Annotated in this window: 14 protein-coding genes and 1 riboswitch; of the genes, 2 read left to right on the plus strand and 12 right to left on the minus strand. The window is 75.1% G+C overall.

What is annotated here, in order from left to right:
• Window positions 1–149 precede the first annotated feature (149 nt).
• Together BDZ31_RS18795 and BDZ31_RS18800 are read left to right on the plus strand one after the other, a co-directional pair.
• Window positions 150–1,544 carry an FAD-dependent oxidoreductase gene (locus BDZ31_RS18795; protein WP_183343983.1) on the plus strand — a complete coding sequence of 465 codons (1,395 nt, stop codon included), beginning with the start codon at window positions 150–152 and terminating at the stop codon, window positions 1,542–1,544.
• 200 nt (window positions 1,545–1,744) lie between these two features.
• Window positions 1,745–3,904, plus strand: coding sequence for an MMPL family transporter (locus BDZ31_RS18800; protein ID WP_343075638.1), 2,160 nt, complete (start codon window positions 1,745–1,747; stop codon window positions 3,902–3,904).
• Here the strand turns inward: BDZ31_RS18800 and BDZ31_RS18805 are convergent.
• From BDZ31_RS18805 to BDZ31_RS18860, 12 genes are all read right to left on the minus strand, one after another.
• Complete coding sequence (locus BDZ31_RS18805) at window positions 3,901–5,244, minus strand: glutamine synthetase family protein (protein ID WP_183343985.1); 1,344 nt, start codon at window positions 5,242–5,244, stop codon at window positions 3,901–3,903. The two genes, BDZ31_RS18800 and BDZ31_RS18805, sit on opposite strands and share 4 nt — an antisense overlap.
• 47 nt (window positions 5,245–5,291) lie before the next feature.
• Window positions 5,292–5,705: a winged helix-turn-helix transcriptional regulator gene (locus tag BDZ31_RS18810; protein ID WP_183343988.1), complete on the minus strand. Its 414-nt coding sequence runs from the start codon at window positions 5,703–5,705 to the stop codon at window positions 5,292–5,294.
• A gap of 32 nt (window positions 5,706–5,737) precedes the next feature.
• Entirely contained in the window at window positions 5,738–6,286 is a 549-nt protein-coding gene (locus BDZ31_RS18815; protein ID WP_246345486.1) for a carboxymuconolactone decarboxylase family protein, read from the minus strand.
• A 192-nt stretch (window positions 6,287–6,478) separates the two neighbouring features.
• Window positions 6,479–6,742, minus strand: a complete 264-nt coding sequence (locus BDZ31_RS18820) for a hypothetical protein (protein WP_183343992.1) — start codon at window positions 6,740–6,742, stop codon at window positions 6,479–6,481.
• Window positions 6,743–6,748: 6 nt separating this feature from the next.
• Window positions 6,749–6,890, minus strand: a riboswitch (cyclic di-AMP (ydaO/yuaA leader).
• 47 nt (window positions 6,891–6,937) lie between these two features.
• Window positions 6,938–8,401, minus strand: coding sequence for a hypothetical protein (locus tag BDZ31_RS18825; protein ID WP_183343994.1), 1,464 nt, complete (start codon window positions 8,399–8,401; stop codon window positions 6,938–6,940).
• The gene (locus tag BDZ31_RS18830; protein ID WP_183343996.1) at window positions 8,398–8,961 is read right to left on the minus strand and encodes an RNA polymerase sigma factor; all 564 of its coding nucleotides are present in this window, start codon (window positions 8,959–8,961) and stop codon (window positions 8,398–8,400) included. The genes BDZ31_RS18825 and BDZ31_RS18830 overlap by 4 nt, the downstream gene beginning before the upstream one ends.
• Window positions 8,962–9,375: 414 nt before the next feature.
• Complete coding sequence (locus BDZ31_RS18835; RefSeq protein WP_183343998.1) at window positions 9,376–9,723, minus strand: TraR/DksA C4-type zinc finger protein; 348 nt, start codon at window positions 9,721–9,723, stop codon at window positions 9,376–9,378.
• Between the two features lie 140 nt (window positions 9,724–9,863).
• Window positions 9,864–10,361, minus strand: a complete 498-nt coding sequence (locus tag BDZ31_RS18840; RefSeq protein WP_221243173.1) for a cytochrome c — start codon at window positions 10,359–10,361, stop codon at window positions 9,864–9,866.
• Between the two features lie 89 nt (window positions 10,362–10,450).
• Window positions 10,451–14,419, minus strand: a complete 3,969-nt coding sequence (locus BDZ31_RS18845) for a DNA polymerase III subunit alpha (RefSeq protein ID WP_183344000.1) — start codon at window positions 14,417–14,419, stop codon at window positions 10,451–10,453.
• An 80-nt stretch (window positions 14,420–14,499) separates the two neighbouring features.
• Window positions 14,500–14,790: a hypothetical protein gene (locus BDZ31_RS18850; RefSeq protein WP_183344002.1), complete on the minus strand. Its 291-nt coding sequence runs from the start codon at window positions 14,788–14,790 to the stop codon at window positions 14,500–14,502.
• A gap of 101 nt (window positions 14,791–14,891) precedes the next feature.
• Window positions 14,892–16,079, minus strand: coding sequence for a Y-family DNA polymerase (locus BDZ31_RS18855; RefSeq protein WP_246345546.1), 1,188 nt, complete (start codon window positions 16,077–16,079; stop codon window positions 14,892–14,894).
• A 189-nt stretch (window positions 16,080–16,268) separates the two neighbouring features.
• Window positions 16,269–16,646: a c-type cytochrome gene (locus tag BDZ31_RS18860; protein ID WP_221243174.1), complete on the minus strand. Its 378-nt coding sequence runs from the start codon at window positions 16,644–16,646 to the stop codon at window positions 16,269–16,271.
• Window positions 16,647–16,661: the final 15 nt, after the last annotated feature.

Consider the following 16,661-nt stretch of genomic DNA (forward strand, 5'->3'; position numbering starts at 1 on the left):
TTCTGTCACATCGACACTCCTCAGTCAAGTTCAGTGTGGACGATCGTTCATTCGTCAATGAAGAACCGCGCGGGTTGAACGATCGCCTCCGGCTCGCTTGCGGCGAGGAGATCTCCCAGCCGGTCTGCCGCGTGGACTAGGCTGGACGCATGCCCTCAGCTCAGCGCATCGCGATCGTCGGGGCCGGCCCGGCCGGGTTCTACACGAGCGACTTCCTGTTGAGAGCTGGGTTCGAGGTCGACCTCTACGATTTGCTGCCGACGCCGTTCGGGCTCGTCCGCTTCGGCGTCGCGCCCGATCACCCGAAGATCAAGAGCGTCACGCGCGCCTACGAGCGGACGGCGAGACACCCGTCGTTCCGCTTCTTCGGCGGCGTCGAGCTCGGCGCCGACGTCCGCCGCGCAGAGCTGCTCGAGCGCTACCACGCGGTCGTCTACGCGACCGGCACGCCGACCGACAACCGGCTCGGGATCCCCGGCGAGGAGCGCGTCGGCTCGCACGCCGCGACCGAGTTCGTCGCTTGGTACAACGGCCATCCCGACCATGCCGAGCGCGAGTTCGACCTCAGCGCCGAGCGGGCGGTCGTGGTCGGCAACGGCAACGTCGCGCTCGACGTCGCGCGGATGCTCGTGCTCGACCCCGACGAGCTGGCGCCGACCGACACCGCCGACCACGCGATCGAGGCGCTCGCGCAGGCGCGGGTGCGGGAGGTCGTCGTGCTCGGTCGCCGCGGCCCGGCGCAGGCGGCCTTCACGAACCCCGAGCTGCTGGAGCTGGGCGAGCTGAGACGGGCCGACGTGATCGTCGACCCGGCCGACGTCGAGCTCGACGAGCACAGCGCCGCCTGGATCGCCTCCGACGCCGCCGACGCGATCCACCGCAGAAACGTCGAGATCCTGTGGGAGTACGCCGGCCGCAGACCGACCGGCAAGAGCCACCGGGTCGTCCTCAGATTCCTGCGCTCCCCGCTGGAGATCCTTGGCGACGCCGACGACGCGGTCGCCGGCCTGCGCGTGGTGCGCAACGCGCTGGAGCCCGACGGCCGCGGCGGCCTGCGCGCCGTCGCCACCGGCGAGACCGAGGAGATCCCCTGCGGGCTCGTGCTGCGCTCGATCGGCTACCGCGGGGTGCCGATCCCCGAGGTGCCGTTCGACGAGCGGCGCGGCCTGATCCGCAACGACGGCGGCCGCGTCGTCGAGGCGGACGGCAGCCCCGCGCGCGGCGAGTACGCCGTCGGCTGGATCAAGCGCGGGCCCAGCGGCGTGATCGGCACCAACAAGAAGGACGCCCACGAGACGGTCGACCTGCTGCTCGCCGACCGCGACGCCGGCCGCCTCGGCGAGCCCGACCCCGAGCTGGCCGACGGCGAGGCGGTCGCCGCGTGGTTGGAGGAGCGGATCCCCCACCTCGTCACGTGGGAGGGGTGGAAGACGATCGACGCCCACGAGCGCGCGCTCGGCGAGCCCCACAGCCGGCCGCGCGTCAAGCTCGTGCGCGTGCCGGAGATGCTCGACGTCGCGCACGGCGCCTCGGCGCCCAGGTAGCCGCGCGCCGGCGCCCCGCGCCCCGCGCCCCGCGCCCCGCGCCCCGCGCCCCGCGCCCCGCGCCCCGCGCCCCGCGCCCCGCGCCCCGCGCCCCGCGCCCCGCGTACGATGATGCGCCAACTGGGCGCATGGCACAGAAATCGCGCATCTCGTCCGACCGGCGCAGGTAGCATCGCGCCATCTCGACCGCCCGCTCCCTGCTGACGCTCGCCGCCGGTCACCGCGCGAAGTTCGCGGTCGTCGCGGTCTGGGTCGCGCTCGTCGCGGCCTTCGGCTCGTTCGCCGGCAAGCTGACCGACGTCGAGGAGAACGATCCCGTCTCGTTCCTGCCGGGCTCGGCCGAGTCGGTCCAGGCACTCGAGGCGGTCGACCGCTTCCCCTCCGGCGACCGGGCGCAGGCGGTGATCGTCTACCACCGCGACGGCGGGCTGACCGCCGCCGACCGTGCGGCGATCGCCCGCGACCGCGCCTCGCTCAACGCCGATCCGCCGCCGGCGACGGCGCCGATCCCGCCGGCGATCCCCTCCAGAGACGGCCGCGCCGCCCTGCTGATCGCCTCGATCGACACGAGCGACCGCGTCGACGAGGACCTGCTGATAGGCGCGACCGACGAGCTGCGCGACCGTGTCGCGGAGGGCGTGCCGGCCGGCCTGGTCGTGAAGGTCAGCGGCCCGGCCGGCTTCTCGACCGACGCCGTCAAGGTCTTCGAGCAGATCAACGGCACGCTGCTGCTGGCGACCGCGTCGCTCGTCTTCGTGCTGCTGATCCTGATCTACCGCAGCCCGATCTTCTGGGCGATCCCGCTCGTCACCGTGCTGTTCGCCGAGGTGCTGTCGCGCGGGATCGGCTATTGGCTGGCGAAGGCCGGCGTGACGATCAACGGCCAGACCTCGGGCGTCCTGTCGGTGCTCGTCTTCGGCGTCGGGACCGACTACGCGCTGCTGCTGGTCGCCCGCTATCGCGAGGAGCTGCGCCGCCACGAGGACAAGCACGAGGCGGCCGCGATCGCGCTGCGCCGCGCCGGCCCCGCCGTCTTCGCCTCCGGCATGACGGTGATCGCCGCGCTGCTGTGCCTGTCGCTCGCCGAGGTCAACGGGACCGCGGGCCTCGGCCCGGTCGGCGCCTTCGGCGTCGCGCTCGCGATGCTCGCGATGCTGACGCTGCTGCCGGCGCTGCTGGCGATCACCGGCCGGCGCGCCTTCTGGCCGTTCGTCCCCCACTTCGGCGACGCCGGCACCGACGAGACGCATGGCCTCTGGCGCAGGCTCGGCGAGCGGATCCGGCCGCGCCCGCGACGGGTCTGGATCGGCACGACCGTCGCGCTGCTCGTGCTCTGCCTGGGCCTGACGCAGATGAACTCCGACCTCACGAGCGGCAACGCCTTCCGCGGCGACGTCGAGTCGGTCGAGGGCCAGGAGCTGATCGCGCAGTCGTTCCCGGCCGGCGCCAACGCGCCGACCAACGTGATCGTGCCGCCCGGAGGCGGCGGCCCGGCGGCCGGCGCGGCGCGGGTCGCGGCGGTCGGAAGAGCGGCCGCCGGCGTCGACGGGGTCGCCGCCGTGCTGCCGGTCGAGCGCGACCCCGACGAGGGGACGCTGCTGCACGTGACGCTGGAGGCCGAGCCCTACAGCGAGCGGGCGTTCGACGTGATCGAGCCGCTGCGCGGCGCCGTCAAGGCCGCCGGCGGCGACGCGGTGCTCGTCGGCGGGCCCACGGCCGAGGAGCGCGACCTGCGCGTGTCGACCGCGCGCGACAACCGCCTGATCGTCCCGATCGTGCTCGTCGTCGTCTTCCTGATCCTCGCCGCCGTGCTGCGCGCGCTGCTGCTGCCGCTGCTCCTGATGGCGACGGTGATCCTCTCCTACGCCGCCGCGCTGGGGATCGGCGCCTTCTTCTTCATGGAGGTGTTCGGCTTCGACGGGATCGACCCGGCGCTGCCGCTGTTCGCGTTCATCTTCCTGGTCGCGCTCGGGGTCGACTACAACATCTTCCTGATGGCGCGGGTGCGCGAGGAGGCGCACGCCCACGGGACGCGGCTCGGCGTCGTGCGCGGGCTGGCGGTCACCGGCGCGGTCATCACCTCGGCCGGGATCGTGCTCGCCGGCACCTTCTCGACGCTGGCGGTGCTGCCGCTCGTCGTGCTGACCGAGATCGGCTTCACGATCGCGATCGGCGTCCTGCTCGACACCTTCGTCGTGCGCTCGATCCTCGTGCCGGCGCTGGCGCTCGACGTCGGCGACCGCGTCTGGTGGCCGTCGGCGCTCGCTCACCGCGCCGCGCGGCCCGACGACGAGCGCGAGGAGGGTCCGGAGCCGGCCGCGGCCGAGACGGCCGGCTCAGGCTCCGGCGGCGCGGCCTAGAGGATCGGCAGGTAGCGGTCGAGCTCCCACTGCGTGACCTGCACGCGGTAGTCGTCCCACTCCTGCCGCTTGATCTCGACGAAGCGGTTGAACATGTGCTCGCCGAGCGTGCGCAGCACCAGCTCGGAGTCGGCCGTCAGCTCGATCGCCTCGCCGAGCGTCTCGGGCAGCTGCTCGATGCCGAGCCGGCGCCGCTCGTCGGGCGCGAGGTGGTAGAGGTTCTTCTCCATCGGCTCCGGCAGCTCGTAGCCGTGCTCGATCCCCTCCAGGCCGGCCTGCAGCAGCACCGCGAAGGTCAGGTACGGATTGCAGGCGGGGTCGGGGCAGCGCAGCTCCATCCGCGTCGTCTGCTCCTTGCCGGGGTGGTACATCGGCACGCGCACGAGCGCCGAGCGGTTGCGGCGCGACCAGGCGAGGTAGGTCGGCGCCTCGTAGCCGGGGACGAGCCGCTTGTAGGAGTTGACCCACTGGGCGAAGATCGCGCTCATCTCGCGCGAGTGGCGCAGCTGGCCGGCGATGAACGCCTTGCCGACGTCGGACAGGTAGTACTGGTCGTTGGCGTCGTAGAAGGCGTTCTTGCCGTCCTTGAAGAGCGACAGGTGGGTGTGCATGCCCGAGCCGTTCTCGCCGAACAGCGGCTTCGGCATGAAGCTCGCGTGGAGGCCGTACTTGCGCGCGTACTCCTTGACCGTGATGCGGTAGGTCATGCAGTCGTCGGCCATCTTCAGCGCCGAGGCGTAGCGCATGTCGATCTCGTGCTGGGAGGGGCCGACCTCGTGGTGGGTGTACTCGACGTGGATGCCGAGCTGCTCGAGCGCGAGAACCGTCTCGCGGCGCAGGTCGGAGCCGGCGTCGAGCGTCGTCAGGTCGAAGTAGCCGCCCTCGTCGAGCGGCGTCGGGTCCTTCGTGTCCTTGAAGTAGAAGAACTCCAGCTCGGGGCCGACCATGAAGTCGTCGAAGCCGAGCGCCTTCGCGCGCTCGAGCGCGCGCCGCAGGACGTGGCGGGGATCGCCCTCGTACGGGGTCTGCTCCGGGGTCTGGATGTCGCAGAACATGCGCGCGACGCCCTGCTCCTCCGGCCGCCACGGAAGCACGGCGAAGGTGCTCGCGTCGGGCATCGCGATCATGTCCGACTCCTCGACCGCATTGAAGCCGGTGATCGAGGAGCCGTCGAAGCCCATCCCGCCCTCGAAGGCGTCCGGCAGCTCGCTGGAGTTGATCGAGAACGCCTTCAGCTGTCCCAGGATGTCGGTGAACCAGAGCCGGATGAAGCGGATGTCGCGTTCTTGGACGAGACGCAGCACGTCGTCGGGCGTCAGCGGCGTGGCGGCGTCGGTCATGGTCGGGGCTCCTGGTGCGGGATCGGCGTTGCGACGGGCCACGGAGCTTACTCCGCGCGCTCGTCGCCACAGGGGGGCAGCCAGCGCTGCGCCCACGCCTCCAGCGCGCCGAGCGCCGGCTCCAGCTCGCGGCCCATCGGGGTCAGCGCGTACTCGACCCGCGGCGGGCGCCCCGGCAGCTCCGTGCGCACGACGACGCCGCGCGCCTCCAGCTCCTTCATCCGCTCCGACAGCAGCCGGTCCGACAGCTGCGGGACGGCGTGGGCGATCTCGGTGAAGCGCAGCGGCGAGCGGTGCATCAGCACCCGCACGATCGCGCCGGTCCAGCGCTTGCCGAGGAACTCGATCGCCTCGTGGTACTGAGGGCAGCAGGCGGCCGCGGGCACGGCGGCCGCCGGCTCGGCAGCCGCCGCGCTCGGCGCACGGCGCGCCGCGGATCGCTGCTCGTGCTCGACCGCCATGCGATCGATGGTACGGCGTTTCGGGCGCTGCGTCAGGCGGCGGCGAGCGTGCGCGTGCCCTCGACCGAGCCGTCGACCGGCACCTCGCCGGCGACGTTCACCATCGCCGCCAGCGACTCCAGCGCGACGACGGCGATCGCCTCGAGGATCTCCTCGTCTCCCCAGCCGGCCTCGCGAGCCGCCTCGTGCAGGTGCATCGGCGGCCTGCCCTCGACGACGAGCGCCCGCAGGTACTGGAGCAGCGCCTCCTCGCGCGGGTCTGCGGAGGAGAACTCGCGTGCGAGCGCGACCTCGTCGAGGCCCAGCCCGGCGGCGCGGGCGGTGCGCGCATGCATCGCGACGCCCGGCTCCGAGCCGTGGTGCTCGGCGACCGCGAGCGCGATCCGCTCCTGTGTCGCCGGGTCGAGATGGCCGTGGCGCAGCTCTGAGCGGAAGCGGGCGTAGCCGCGCAGGGCGGCCGGCGAGCCGGCCAGCGCGCCGACGAAGTTGGGCAGCTGCCCGCCGGTGGCGAGCGCGCCCTTGAGGATCGGGACCGAGGCTTCCGGGGCGGTCAGCTCGTCGTGGATCTGGAACCGGCTCATCGGCGTCTTCATGGCATCACCAGGGGCGTCCGGAGGGCGCGCCGGGCGGTGCTTGGAGAGGCACCCGGCGCGACACTGTGAGGGGGAGCGTGCTCGGTTGGAGCGATCGGGTGCAGCTCCTTATACGGTCGCCACCTAAACCGCGGATCACGGTTTGATGTGCGCCAGGTATGCGCTCTCGGTGCGCGGCCGTCAGGCGCCCGAGGCGGTGATGATCGCGACGGCGATCAGGAAGACGCCCATCAGCACCGCCCACATCGCGGCGCGGTCGGGGCGGCTGCCGACGAGGCGGTCGCTCGCGCTGCGGGGGCGATGACGCCGGGCGCGGGTCTCGTACTCGTAGTCGTGGCGGCGCGTCGGGGGCGGCGCGACCTGGCCCCTGATGACGATCGTACGGCGCTCGCCCTGCTGTGAGTCGGCTTGGCCGCGTCGCGGCGGAGCCTGTGCGGTTGGCATCTGGTTCGATCCTCTTTCTCGGGCTTACGGGGTTAGCTGACGGGCTCGCGCCGAAAGAGCGGCGCTACGCGCACCTCGCGCGATTCGCCCCGATGTCGTGGGTCCCCCGCTTCCCGCGCGGCAGACGGGAATTCAGCGGCGTGACGTGGCGATCCTACCAACGGGCTGCGGCTTTTTGCCGGCATTCAGTCGATCTTATGGAGAGCGGCGGTCGGAAGGCCGTGCCGGGTAGTGCCCGAGCTTCTTCGCGGGCGGCAGCAGGTCGGTGAACGACGGCGGGAAGCTGCCGCCCGGCTCCATGTGCCAGACGGAGCTGATCGCGTCGCCGCGGGGCGCTCCGACGACGGTCCCGTCGGCGAAGAGCGCGAGCACGTAGTCGCTGTCGCGGCGGTATGCCCGCTGCGGGAGGCCGGCCTGCTCGCAGAGCTCGCGCAGCGTCACCGCGCCGATGCCTATCCGCGGTCTGCCGCTCGGTCTCGCCGGCAGCTCGGCGCCGCGGCAGACCGCTGCGGGCGCGACGGGGCCGCGGCCGCGGACGACCGGGACGGCCCGGTCGACGACCTCGCCCGCGCCGTCGCGCAGGACCGCCTCCCCCGGGTAGCGGCTCGCGAGCGATCCGCGCAGCACCGTGGCGGCGGCGTTGCCCGTGACGGTGACCCGCACGGTGCGCTCCGGCGAGCGGCTCGGACCGTACCGCTCCGCCGGGTAGCGGTATGCGACGGAGGCGACCCCGTCCGGGACCAGCTGCACCTGGAGCGAGCGCATCCGGCCGCCGTCGTCGCGGTCGTCGCGGTCGTCGTGGTCGCCGGGCCCGGCGCGCAGGCCCCACGCGACGTACCAGGCGCGCCCGTCGCCCAGAGCCGTCCGGGTCACGCCGTACGGGTACTGGACCGGCCGGTCGCGGGCGTCGGTGAGGATCACGAGCGCGGCCGTCGGGGACGCAGCCGACCGGTCGGCTGCTGCCGTCGCGCCGGCCGCCTCGCCGTCGTCGGAGGCGGAATCGCCGCCGGTGCCCGCCGTGCCCGCCGCCGGCTGCACAGGCGCGAGGTACACGCGGTGGCCGCCGGCCGCGGGGATCGCGGCGACGCGGCGGACGGCGGCCGCCTCGACGGTGCCCCGATATGGCGGGTCCGCCCTCCGCGCCGCCGCTCGCGCCGCAGCGACCACGCGCGGCGGGGCGTCGCCGGCGCGCTGGTCGCGTCGCAGCACGCCGAGCAGCGCGGGCAGCGTGCCCGGCCGGTCGCGCGCGGCGTGCTCCTCCGGCGGAGCGCCGCCGCCCCACAGCGCGGCGACCGCCGCGATCGCGACGAGCGCGACGAGGCCGGTCGCGGTCGCGACCCGCGTGCGGGCCGGGCGGCCGGTCGCGCGGGCGCGAGCGGGGCGGGCGCGGGTGGCGCGCGCGGCGGCGGTGCGGGCGGCGCGGGCGGCGGCGGTGCGAGCGCGGGTGGCACGCGCGGCGGCGGTGCGGGCGGCGCGGGCGGCGGCGGTGCGAGCGCGGGTGGCACGCGCGGTCGCGCGGACGCCGGCGGTGCCGGAGTCGGAGGCCGTGGGTTCGTGCGTCGCGTGACCGCAGGGAGCGTGGAGCCGCTCGCGCGTGGCGGCGGGGCGCTCGACCGCGTCCAGCAGGTGGTGCTCGATACGCTCGAAGTAGCCGCTCATCGTCGCTCCGTGGTCGTCTGGGTGCGCAGCCACGCGAGAGCGCGGCTGACGCGCTGGCGCACCGCGGCCTCGGAGCTGCCCTGCTCGCGCGCGATCTCCGCGTAGTCGCGCTCGTCGATCACGCGGGCTCGCAGTGCCGCCCGCTGCTGCTCGGGCAGCTCGTCGAGCAGCGCGAGCAGCCGTCCGTCGTGGGCGGCGAGCTCGTCGACGCGGTCGAGGTCGTCCTCCGCGATCGCCTCGCGCGGGATGCCGAGCCGCCGCCGGGCCCGGTCCTGCGCGCGCCCGCGGCGGCGCGACTCGCGCGCCTTGTTGCGCGCGATCCCGCACAGCCACGGCAATGCGGTCGGATGCTCGGGGCGGTAGGCGTCGGCGGCCAGCAGCACCGTCGCGAAGACCTCCGCCGCGAGGTCGGCAGCGAGCTCGCGGTCGCGCGTCTCGCGCAGCAGTGCGGCGAGGACCGCGCCGAGGTGGCGACGGTAGAAGGCCGAGAAGGCGGCGCGGTCTCCCCCGGCCGCCGCCGCCAGCAGCTGCGCGTCGTCGCGTCGGTCGTTCGTCCCCATCACCACATACATGGCGCGAGCGGCGGTCGCTGTGACGGCGACGACGTCATGTCATGACACGGCCGGCCGTGTCATGACATGACGCGGTGGTCGAGGTCCCTGGCGCGGCAGTCGAGATGCGCGGGCGCAGTGGCTGCGCGTGCGGCGCGGCGGCGACATGCGGGGCACGCGGTGGTGAGATGCGCGGCGCGCGGTGGATGAGTGCGCGCGGCGCGGCGGCGACATGCGCGGCACGCGGTGGTGAGATGCGCGACCCGCGGTGGATGAGTGCGCGCGGCGCGGCGGCGAAAAGTGCGGCACGCGGTGGTGAGATGCGCGACCCGCGGTGGATGAGTGCACGCGGCGCGGCGGAGACATGCGCGGCTGAGTGCGCGGTGAGTGGGTGCGGAGGCTCGGCTGGGGCGCGTCGGGCGGTCAGCCGCGGCGGTCGCGGGCGGCCTGCTCCTCGACGGTGCGCTCGGCCCACGGGATCGCTTCGAGGCGGGCGTCGGGGATCGGCGCGCCGCTCTCGATCGAGCGGCCGTAGCTGCCGTCCTCGATCCGCCGCTCGGCGCGCTCGATCGCGGCCAGCTCCGCGCGCAGCCGCTCGGCGATCCCCTCGTCACGCTCGCGCTCGAAGGTCTCGGTGCCGACGTCGCCCAGGTGCTGGTCGTAGTGCGCCAGCTCTTCGGCTTGGCCGTCGCCTTCCGCGAGAGCGGCGAGATCGCGCTCGACGCGGGCGCGCTCGCGCGCCAGCAGCTCACGGGCATGCGCGGTGTCCATGGCCTGGTGCTACCCGCGCGGACGCGCCCGCTACCGGAGGCCGCGGCCGGCGGTCGCGGCGACGAGCTGCTCGCGCGGACGGCCCGCTACCGGAAGGGCTGCGGCGACGGGCTGTTCGCGCGGACGCGCCCGCTACCGGGTCAGCGGCCGGCGGTCGCGGCGACGAAGGCGGCGACGGCTTCGGCCTGGGAGCCTTCGAGCAGGCGGGCGGGCATCGTGCCGCCGCCGCGCTGGCGCCCTCTGACGATCGCGTCGTAGGTCAGCTCGGCCGGCGGTCTGAGCACGTCGAGGCTCGGGCCGACCTGGCCGGAGGCTCTGGCGGCCGCGAGCGTGTGGCAGTTGGCGCAGTTCGCGCCGAACAGCTCGCGGCCCTCTCTCTCCTGCTGGGTGAGCTGGACCGTCTGGCCGTTTATGTGGGCGTCCGCGCTGTCGCTGTTGCCGATGCCGAGCAGCACCGGGACCGCGACCCCGACCGCGATGTAGAAGACCGAGAAGCCGATCAGCGCGGTGCGGTTCCCGGCGCGGCTCTGCGACTGCAGCGTCGCGCGCATGCCGCGCGGTCCGCCTCGCAGCGCGAGCAGGAAAAGCACCAGTCCGACGATGACCCAGAATGCGATGAACGCCGCCGTTGCGAGCATGGAAAGCGACCCTATCCGCTCCGCACCACGGAATGGAAGGGTGAACTGTCACGTCGGCGACCACCGGCACGGCGGCCGGCGGCGGCCGGTCAGCGGGAGCGCCCGCGGCCGAAGTTCATGACCTCCGGCGCGACGGCGCGGAAGTCGCTGCGGCCACCGCCCGCGCCGGCGGCCGCGCGCTCGACCTCGATCGCGTGGCGCTCGGCCTCGTCGAGCGGCGAGAAGTCCTTGGCGATGACCTTGCCCATCCGTCCGTCGGGCACCTCGAGCGGGCCGATGCGGTCGAGCAGGACGCTGATGCCGCCGCCCGCGGCCGGATGGCGCTCGAGCACGCCCTCCGCGAGCACGAGCGGCTCGGTGCGGACGGTCAGGCGGCTGCGCTCGTACAGCTCCGGCCGCACGACGAGGTTGACCGTCCCGTGCTCGTCCTCGATCAGCAGGAAGACGATCCCGGAGGCGGTGCCGGGCCGCTGGCGGGCGACGACCATCCCGCCGACCTTCACGCGCGCCCCGTGCGGAAGCGACGCCAGCTCGCGGCTGCTGACGACCGTCCGCGGGAGGCTCGGGCGCAGCAGTCTGAGCGGATGGGTCGTGACGGTCATGCCGGTCGCGTCGTAGTCGGCGAGCATCCCGTCCCAGGCGGTCAGCGGGTTCAGCCGCGGCGAGGACGGCAGCTCCAGCGGCAGCGCCAGCTGGGTCCCGCCCGGCACCGGCCGCCCCGGCACCGCGACGCCGAGCCGCCACAGCGCGGTGCGGCGGTCGCCGCCGGCGAGCGCGTCGCAGGCGCCCGACCAGGCGAGCGCCTCCAGCGCCGGACGGCCGGCGCCCGCGTGGGCGGCGAGGTCGCCGAGGTCGGCGAAGCGGCCGCCGACGGCGTGGCGGGCTGCGACGAGCGCCTCGGCGTCGTGGGCCTGGACGCCGCGCACGTAGCCGAGCCCGATCCGCACGCGCGGCGCGACCGCGGCCCCGGCGGGGACGGTCGGACGCGGCGCCGCGGCACGCTCGCCCGTGCTGCCGGCGGCGGACGGCGCGGCCTCGGCGGAGGGCGTCGCGGCGGGCGGCGCGGCGGACGGCGCGGCCTCGGCGGAGGGCGTCGCGGCGGGCGGCGCAGCGGACGGCGCGGCCTCGGCGGAGGGCGTCGCGGCGGGCGGTGGGGCGGCGGGCGGCGCGGCGGCGGGCGTCGCGGCGGGCGGTGGGGCGGCGGGTGGTGCGGTGCTGGGCGCCGCGAAGGGGTCCGGGGAACGAGTGTCGGCGGAGGGGGCGAAGCGGAGGCCGTCGGCGACGACGAGGCCGTCGGCGCCGGGCGGACGCTCCGCCAGCAGGCCCTCGACGCCGGCGGCCGGCGCCGGCGGCAGCTCGATCGTGCACTCGACCTCGCTCGCGTTGACCTCCGGCGGCAGCACCTCGATCCCGCGCCGCTGCGCCTCGTGGACGAGCGCGTCGGGCGGGTAGAAGCCCATCGGCTGCTCGTTCAGCAGCGCGCAGAGGAACTCCTGCGGGTAGTGGACGCGCAGCCAGGTCGACTGGTAGGCGAGCAGGCCGAAGGCGGCGCCATGGGCCTTCGGGAAGCCGAAGCCGGAGAAGCCGCGGACCATCTGGAAGACGCGCTCGGCCAGCTCCGGGCTGACGCCGTGGCGGGCGATCGCGCCCGCGACGAATCTGCGGTGGTGGGCCTCGATCGCCGCCTCGGAGCGCTTGCGGCTCATCGCCCGCCGCAGCCCCTCGGCCTCCCCGGGGGAGAAGCCGGCGAAGGCCATCGCGACCTCGATCACCTGGTCCTGGAAGATGATCGTCCCGAGCGTCTCTCTCAGCGGCCCGACCAGCGACGGATGCTCGTAGGGGATCTCGTAGTCGGGGTCGGCGCGCTTGCGCTGGAGGCGATCGATGTAGGGGTTGACCGCGCCGCCCTGGATCGGCCCCGGCCGCACGATCGCGACCTGGATCGTCAGCTCCTGCAAGTTCGACGGCCGCGTGCGCCGCAGCGACGCCATCTGCGCGCGGCTCTCGATCTGGAAGACGCCGGTCGTCTCCGCGTTCTGGATCGCCTCGTAGGTCGGCCTGTCGTCGTAGTCGATCCGCGAGAGGTCGATCCGCTCGCCGCGCGTCCGCGCGATCGCCTCGACCGCCCGCTCGACCGCCGACAGCATCCCGAGGCCGAGCAGGTCGATCTTGAGGAAGCCGGCGTCGGCGCAGGAGTCCTTGTCCCACTGCACCATCTGGCGACCCTCCATCGCGGCCGGCACGATCGGGCAGCACTCGTTCAGCGGACGCGTCGCGACGACCATCCCGCCCGAGTGCTGGGAGAGGTGGCGCGGCAGACCGTGCGCCTCCTCCGCCAGCCGCGCCAGCCACGCCCAGCGGCCGCTCGCGAGCCGCCGCTCGCCGAGCGCGGAGGCGACGTCTCTGGCGACGTCGCGCGCCGACCAGCCCTCCGAGCCGCGCGCGACCCGCTCGATCTCGCCCGGCGGCAGGCCGAGCGCCTTGCCCAGCTCGCGGATCGCGCCGCGCGCGCGGTAGGTCGGGAAGGCGGCGACCAGCGCCGACTTCTCCGCGCCGAAGACCTGGTGGATGCGCGGTATCAACGCCGCGCGCACGTCGCGCGGGAAGTCGAGGTCGATGTCCGGCAGCGCCTGCAGGTCCTCGTTCAGGAAGCGGCCGATGAAGAGGTCGTTGGCGACCGGGTCGACGTGCGAGAGGCCGGTCAGGTAGCAGACGATCGAGGAGACCGAGGAGCCGCGCCCCCGCCCCGGCGGCAGCAGCGCGCGGGCGGTGTCGTGGCCGCGCACCTCGACGGCGACCTCGCGCGCCAGCTCGAGCATGTCGCGGTGGAGCAGGAAGAAGCCGGCGAGGCCGAGCTTGTCGATGATCCGCAGCTCCTGCTCCAGGCGCGCTCGCGCCTCCGCGCGGTGGGCGGCGCCGACGGTCGCGTAGCGCTCGGCGAGGCGCTCGCCGCACAGCTCGGCCAGTCTGCGGGTCGCGGTCTCGTCCTCGGAGCCGGGATAGCGGTAGCCGAGCCCCTGGGTCAGGTCGAAGCGCAGCCGGTCGGCCAGCCGCGCCGTCTCGGCGACGGCGTCGGGATGGTCGGCGGCGAAGCGGGCCGCCATCGCCCGCGGCGAGGCGAGCACGTGGCTGAAGTTGCCGCGGCGCCCGGGCTCGGAGGCGTCGAGCGTCGTGTGCAGGCGGACCGCGACGAGCGCGTCCTGCAACGGCCCGCGCGAGCGCGCGTGGGCGTGGACGTTGCCGGTCGCCACGCAACGCAGCTCCAGCTCGCGCGCGAGACCGGCGAGGCGGCGGTTGCGGGCGCGGTCGTCGCGCAGGTAGGGCCGCTGCAGCTCGACGTAGAGGTTGTCGCGGCCGAAGGCGGCGCGCAGGAAGCGCAGGCCGTCGAGGTCGTGGACGCCGTGGCTCGCGCAGCCGCTGAGGCAGACGAGCCCCTCCGCGTGGGCGGCGACCTGGTCGAGCGAGACGAACGGCTGGGTCGCCTGGCGGGTGCGGATCCGCGGGGCCGAGCCGGTGCGGGGACCGGGCAGCGCGGCCGCGACGAGCGGGTCCTCCCGCCTGGTCGGACGCCCCCCGGCCGGGCGCGTGCCGCTCGGGACCGAGAGGAGCGACCCCTCCTCCCCGTCCAGGCGCACCCCGGGAGCGAGCGTCCCCGCTCCCGGGTCCCCCGTGCGCCCCCTCCTCGCGCTCCCCTCAGCGCGCGAGAGGTCTCCCGGCTCCCGCCCGTGTGTGCGCACGGGCGGCTCGTCCCCGCGCGTGTGCGCATGGGCGAGCGTGAGGAGCCGGCAGAGGCTGCGCCATCCGCGCTCGTCCTCGACGAGCAGCGTGAGATGGCGGCCGTCGTCGAGCGTCAGCTCGGCGCCGTGGATCGCCCGCAGACCGAGCGCCTGCGCCGAGCTGGCGAACTCCATCGCCCCGCAGACGTTGTCGTGGTCGGTCAGCGCGAGCGCCTCGTGCCCCTGCTCCAGCGCGGCCGCGACCAGCTCGTCCGGCAGCGATGCGCCGTCCAGGAACGAGAAGGCTGAGTGGGCGTGGAGCTCGACGTAGGGCACGAACATATGTTCGCATATGGGGCGGATCGAATGACGGGCGGGGCTCGGGGAGCGCGACTCCGACGCCTCGTCCGACAGACGCGCGCTCACCGCTGGCGGAACCAGCCGCCCTCGCGCAGATCGTGGAAGACGACGACGTTGCGGCCGCAGGTGGTGACGACCTCCCAGTAGCGGCGGCGCAGCGGGCGCTCGCTCCACCAGCGGTCCTCGACCAGCCACGATTCGCGCACGGCGTCGACCTCGCGGCCGTCGACCAGCAGCGGTCGGCCGTCGCGCTCGTCGGCGCGCACACGCGCGCGGCGCGGCGCGGCGAGCCGGTGGCGGCGGACGGCGGCGGAGGTCAGGCCAGCGCCCCCGCCCGCCGAGCGGCCCCTCACCGCGCCCGCACCGCCGCCCGCTCTCGCCGAGCGACCACTCGCGCCTCCGCCCGTGGACCTGCCGGCGCCGCCTCCGGCGCGGCCGTGAAGACGCGGGACGCTCATTCGAACGGCGTCAGCACCGCGCGCCGCTCGGGCACGCGCGAGTCGGGATCGACGGCGAGGACCCGCAGCGCCGCGTCGGGCCCCGCGGCGGCGCGCGCCTGGCGCACGCCCTCGCGCAGCCGCTCACGGCGCTCGGCCGCCGCCTCGTCGAGCAGCGAGCGCTGGTCGCTGGCCGCCGGGCCGAAGCGGACCACGGCGAGCCGCAGCCGCTCGGCCGGCGCCGGCAGCAGCGCCAGGCGCGGCGCCAGCGCGAGCCGCATCCGCGTCGGGTCCGACAGCGCCTCGCGGAAGGGGACCTGCTCGCGCCAGGTCCCGCCCTCGACGAGCGTCGCCGCCAGCACGACCGCCCGCAGCGTCCGCCCGCGCCGCTCGTGCCGGGCCAGCAGCCGGTCGACCAGCAGGCCGAGCGCCCGGTCGAGCTGGGCGCCCGAGAGCGCCTCCGGCAGCTCCAGCTCCTCCTCCAGCCGCTCCGGCGCCTCCCGCGGCCGCAGCGACCCGTCGCGCCCCTGCGCCAGCTCCCGGGCGAGCAGCCCGGGCGCGCCGAAGCGGTCGGCGACGTCGGACCGCGGCAGCGCCGCCAGCTCCCCGAGCGTCTCGACCCCCAGCCGGGCGAGCGCCTCCGGCAGCGCGGCCGTCTCGTCGCGCCCGCGCAGCAGCGCGACCGGCAGCGGCGCGAGGTAGTCGCGCGCTGCACGCTCGTCCCCGAGCACGATCTGCGGCCTGCGCGCCCGCGCGCGCGTCGCCGCGGCCAGCGCGCAGAAGCGCGACGGCCCGGCGCCGATCCGGGCCGGATGGCGCAGCGCCGTCCGCGCCGCCGCCAGCACCCGCTCCAGCGTCCCGCCGTGCAGCCGCACGAGCCCCTGCGCGGCGAAGCTCGCCAGCCCCGGCCGCTCCGGCGCGACCGCCGCGCCGATCGACTCCAGCCGCACCAGCAGCCGCTCCCAGGCGTCGGCGACGCCGGCCGGGTCGGGCGGCACGAGCGTCAGCTGGGGACAGCGCGAGAGCGCCTCCCCCAGCGGCATCCCGGCGCGCACGCCGAACGCCTCGGCGGCGAGCGAGACCTCCCCGATCCGCGCCTCCCGCCCGGGCTCGGGCGCGAGCGCGGCCGGGGAGCCGAGCAGCTCCTCGCGGTCACCGACCGCGACGGTCAGCTGGAAGCGGGGGATCAGGACGCAGACGACCATCGACACGAACGCATGTTCGCATCGAGGGCAGACAGATGCAAGCCCCGCGAGCGGGCGAGCGGACACGCGCCGGGGCGGCCGGGCCGGGGACGCCGGCCGGCCGCCGGACGGCCCCGAGAACGACGACGGGCGGCGCACCCGCAGGTGCGCCGCCCGTTCGCGAAAGGACGTCCGCCGTGCGGCGGAGCGCTAGGAGGCGCCGTGGCCGCCGGCGGCGGCGACGTAGGCGGCGACCTCCTCGAGCTCGACGCCCGAGAGCAGCCTGCCGGGCATCTCGCCGCGGCCGTTGGAGCGGCCGAACTCGACGGCATGTCTGACGAGCGCCGCGTCGGGCTTGAGCTCGTCGAGATTCGGCCCGATCTGGCCCACGGCGTTCGCCGACGCGAGCGTGTGGCAGTTGGCGCAGTTCTCGCCGAACACCTCGCGACCGCGCGCCTCGGCCTTCGTCAGCGTGACGGTGCCTCTCGCGCTCTTGATCTCGTGGGCCTCGCTGTCGGCGTTGCCCACGATCACGAACGCGATGACCGCGGCGCAGACGATCGTGAGCAGGCTGACGCCGGCGATCACGAGAGCCGTCGTCCC

Origin of the sequence: Conexibacter arvalis (assembly GCF_014199525.1) — a bacterium.
In the GTDB taxonomy this organism is placed as follows: domain Bacteria; phylum Actinomycetota; class Thermoleophilia; order Solirubrobacterales; family Solirubrobacteraceae; genus Conexibacter; species Conexibacter arvalis.

What these genes read in the sequence shown, in the direction of transcription:
- BDZ31_RS18795 (WP_183343983.1), top strand. Translation starts at nt 150, where the DNA reads ATGCCCTCAGCTCAGCGCATCGCGATCGTCGGGGCCGGCCCGGCCGGG.
- BDZ31_RS18805 (WP_183343985.1), bottom strand. Translation starts at nt 5,244, where the DNA reads ATGACCGACGCCGCCACGCCGCTGACGCCCGACGACGTGCTGCGTCTC.
- BDZ31_RS18810 (WP_183343988.1), bottom strand. Translation starts at nt 5,705, where the DNA reads ATGGCGGTCGAGCACGAGCAGCGATCCGCGGCGCGCCGTGCGCCGAGC.
- BDZ31_RS18815 (WP_246345486.1), bottom strand. Translation starts at nt 6,286, where the DNA reads ATGAGCCGGTTCCAGATCCACGACGAGCTGACCGCCCCGGAAGCCTCG.
- BDZ31_RS18820 (WP_183343992.1), bottom strand. Translation starts at nt 6,742, where the DNA reads ATGCCAACCGCACAGGCTCCGCCGCGACGCGGCCAAGCCGACTCACAG.
- BDZ31_RS18825 (WP_183343994.1), bottom strand. Translation starts at nt 8,401, where the DNA reads ATGAGCGGCTACTTCGAGCGTATCGAGCACCACCTGCTGGACGCGGTC.
- BDZ31_RS18830 (WP_183343996.1), bottom strand. Translation starts at nt 8,961, where the DNA reads ATGGGGACGAACGACCGACGCGACGACGCGCAGCTGCTGGCGGCGGCG.
- BDZ31_RS18835 (WP_183343998.1), bottom strand. Translation starts at nt 9,723, where the DNA reads ATGGACACCGCGCATGCCCGTGAGCTGCTGGCGCGCGAGCGCGCCCGC.
- BDZ31_RS18840 (WP_221243173.1), bottom strand. Translation starts at nt 10,361, where the DNA reads ATGCTCGCAACGGCGGCGTTCATCGCATTCTGGGTCATCGTCGGACTG.
- BDZ31_RS18845 (WP_183344000.1), bottom strand. Translation starts at nt 14,419, where the DNA reads ATGTTCGTGCCCTACGTCGAGCTCCACGCCCACTCAGCCTTCTCGTTC.
- BDZ31_RS18855 (WP_246345546.1), bottom strand. Translation starts at nt 16,079, where the DNA reads ATGGTCGTCTGCGTCCTGATCCCCCGCTTCCAGCTGACCGTCGCGGTC.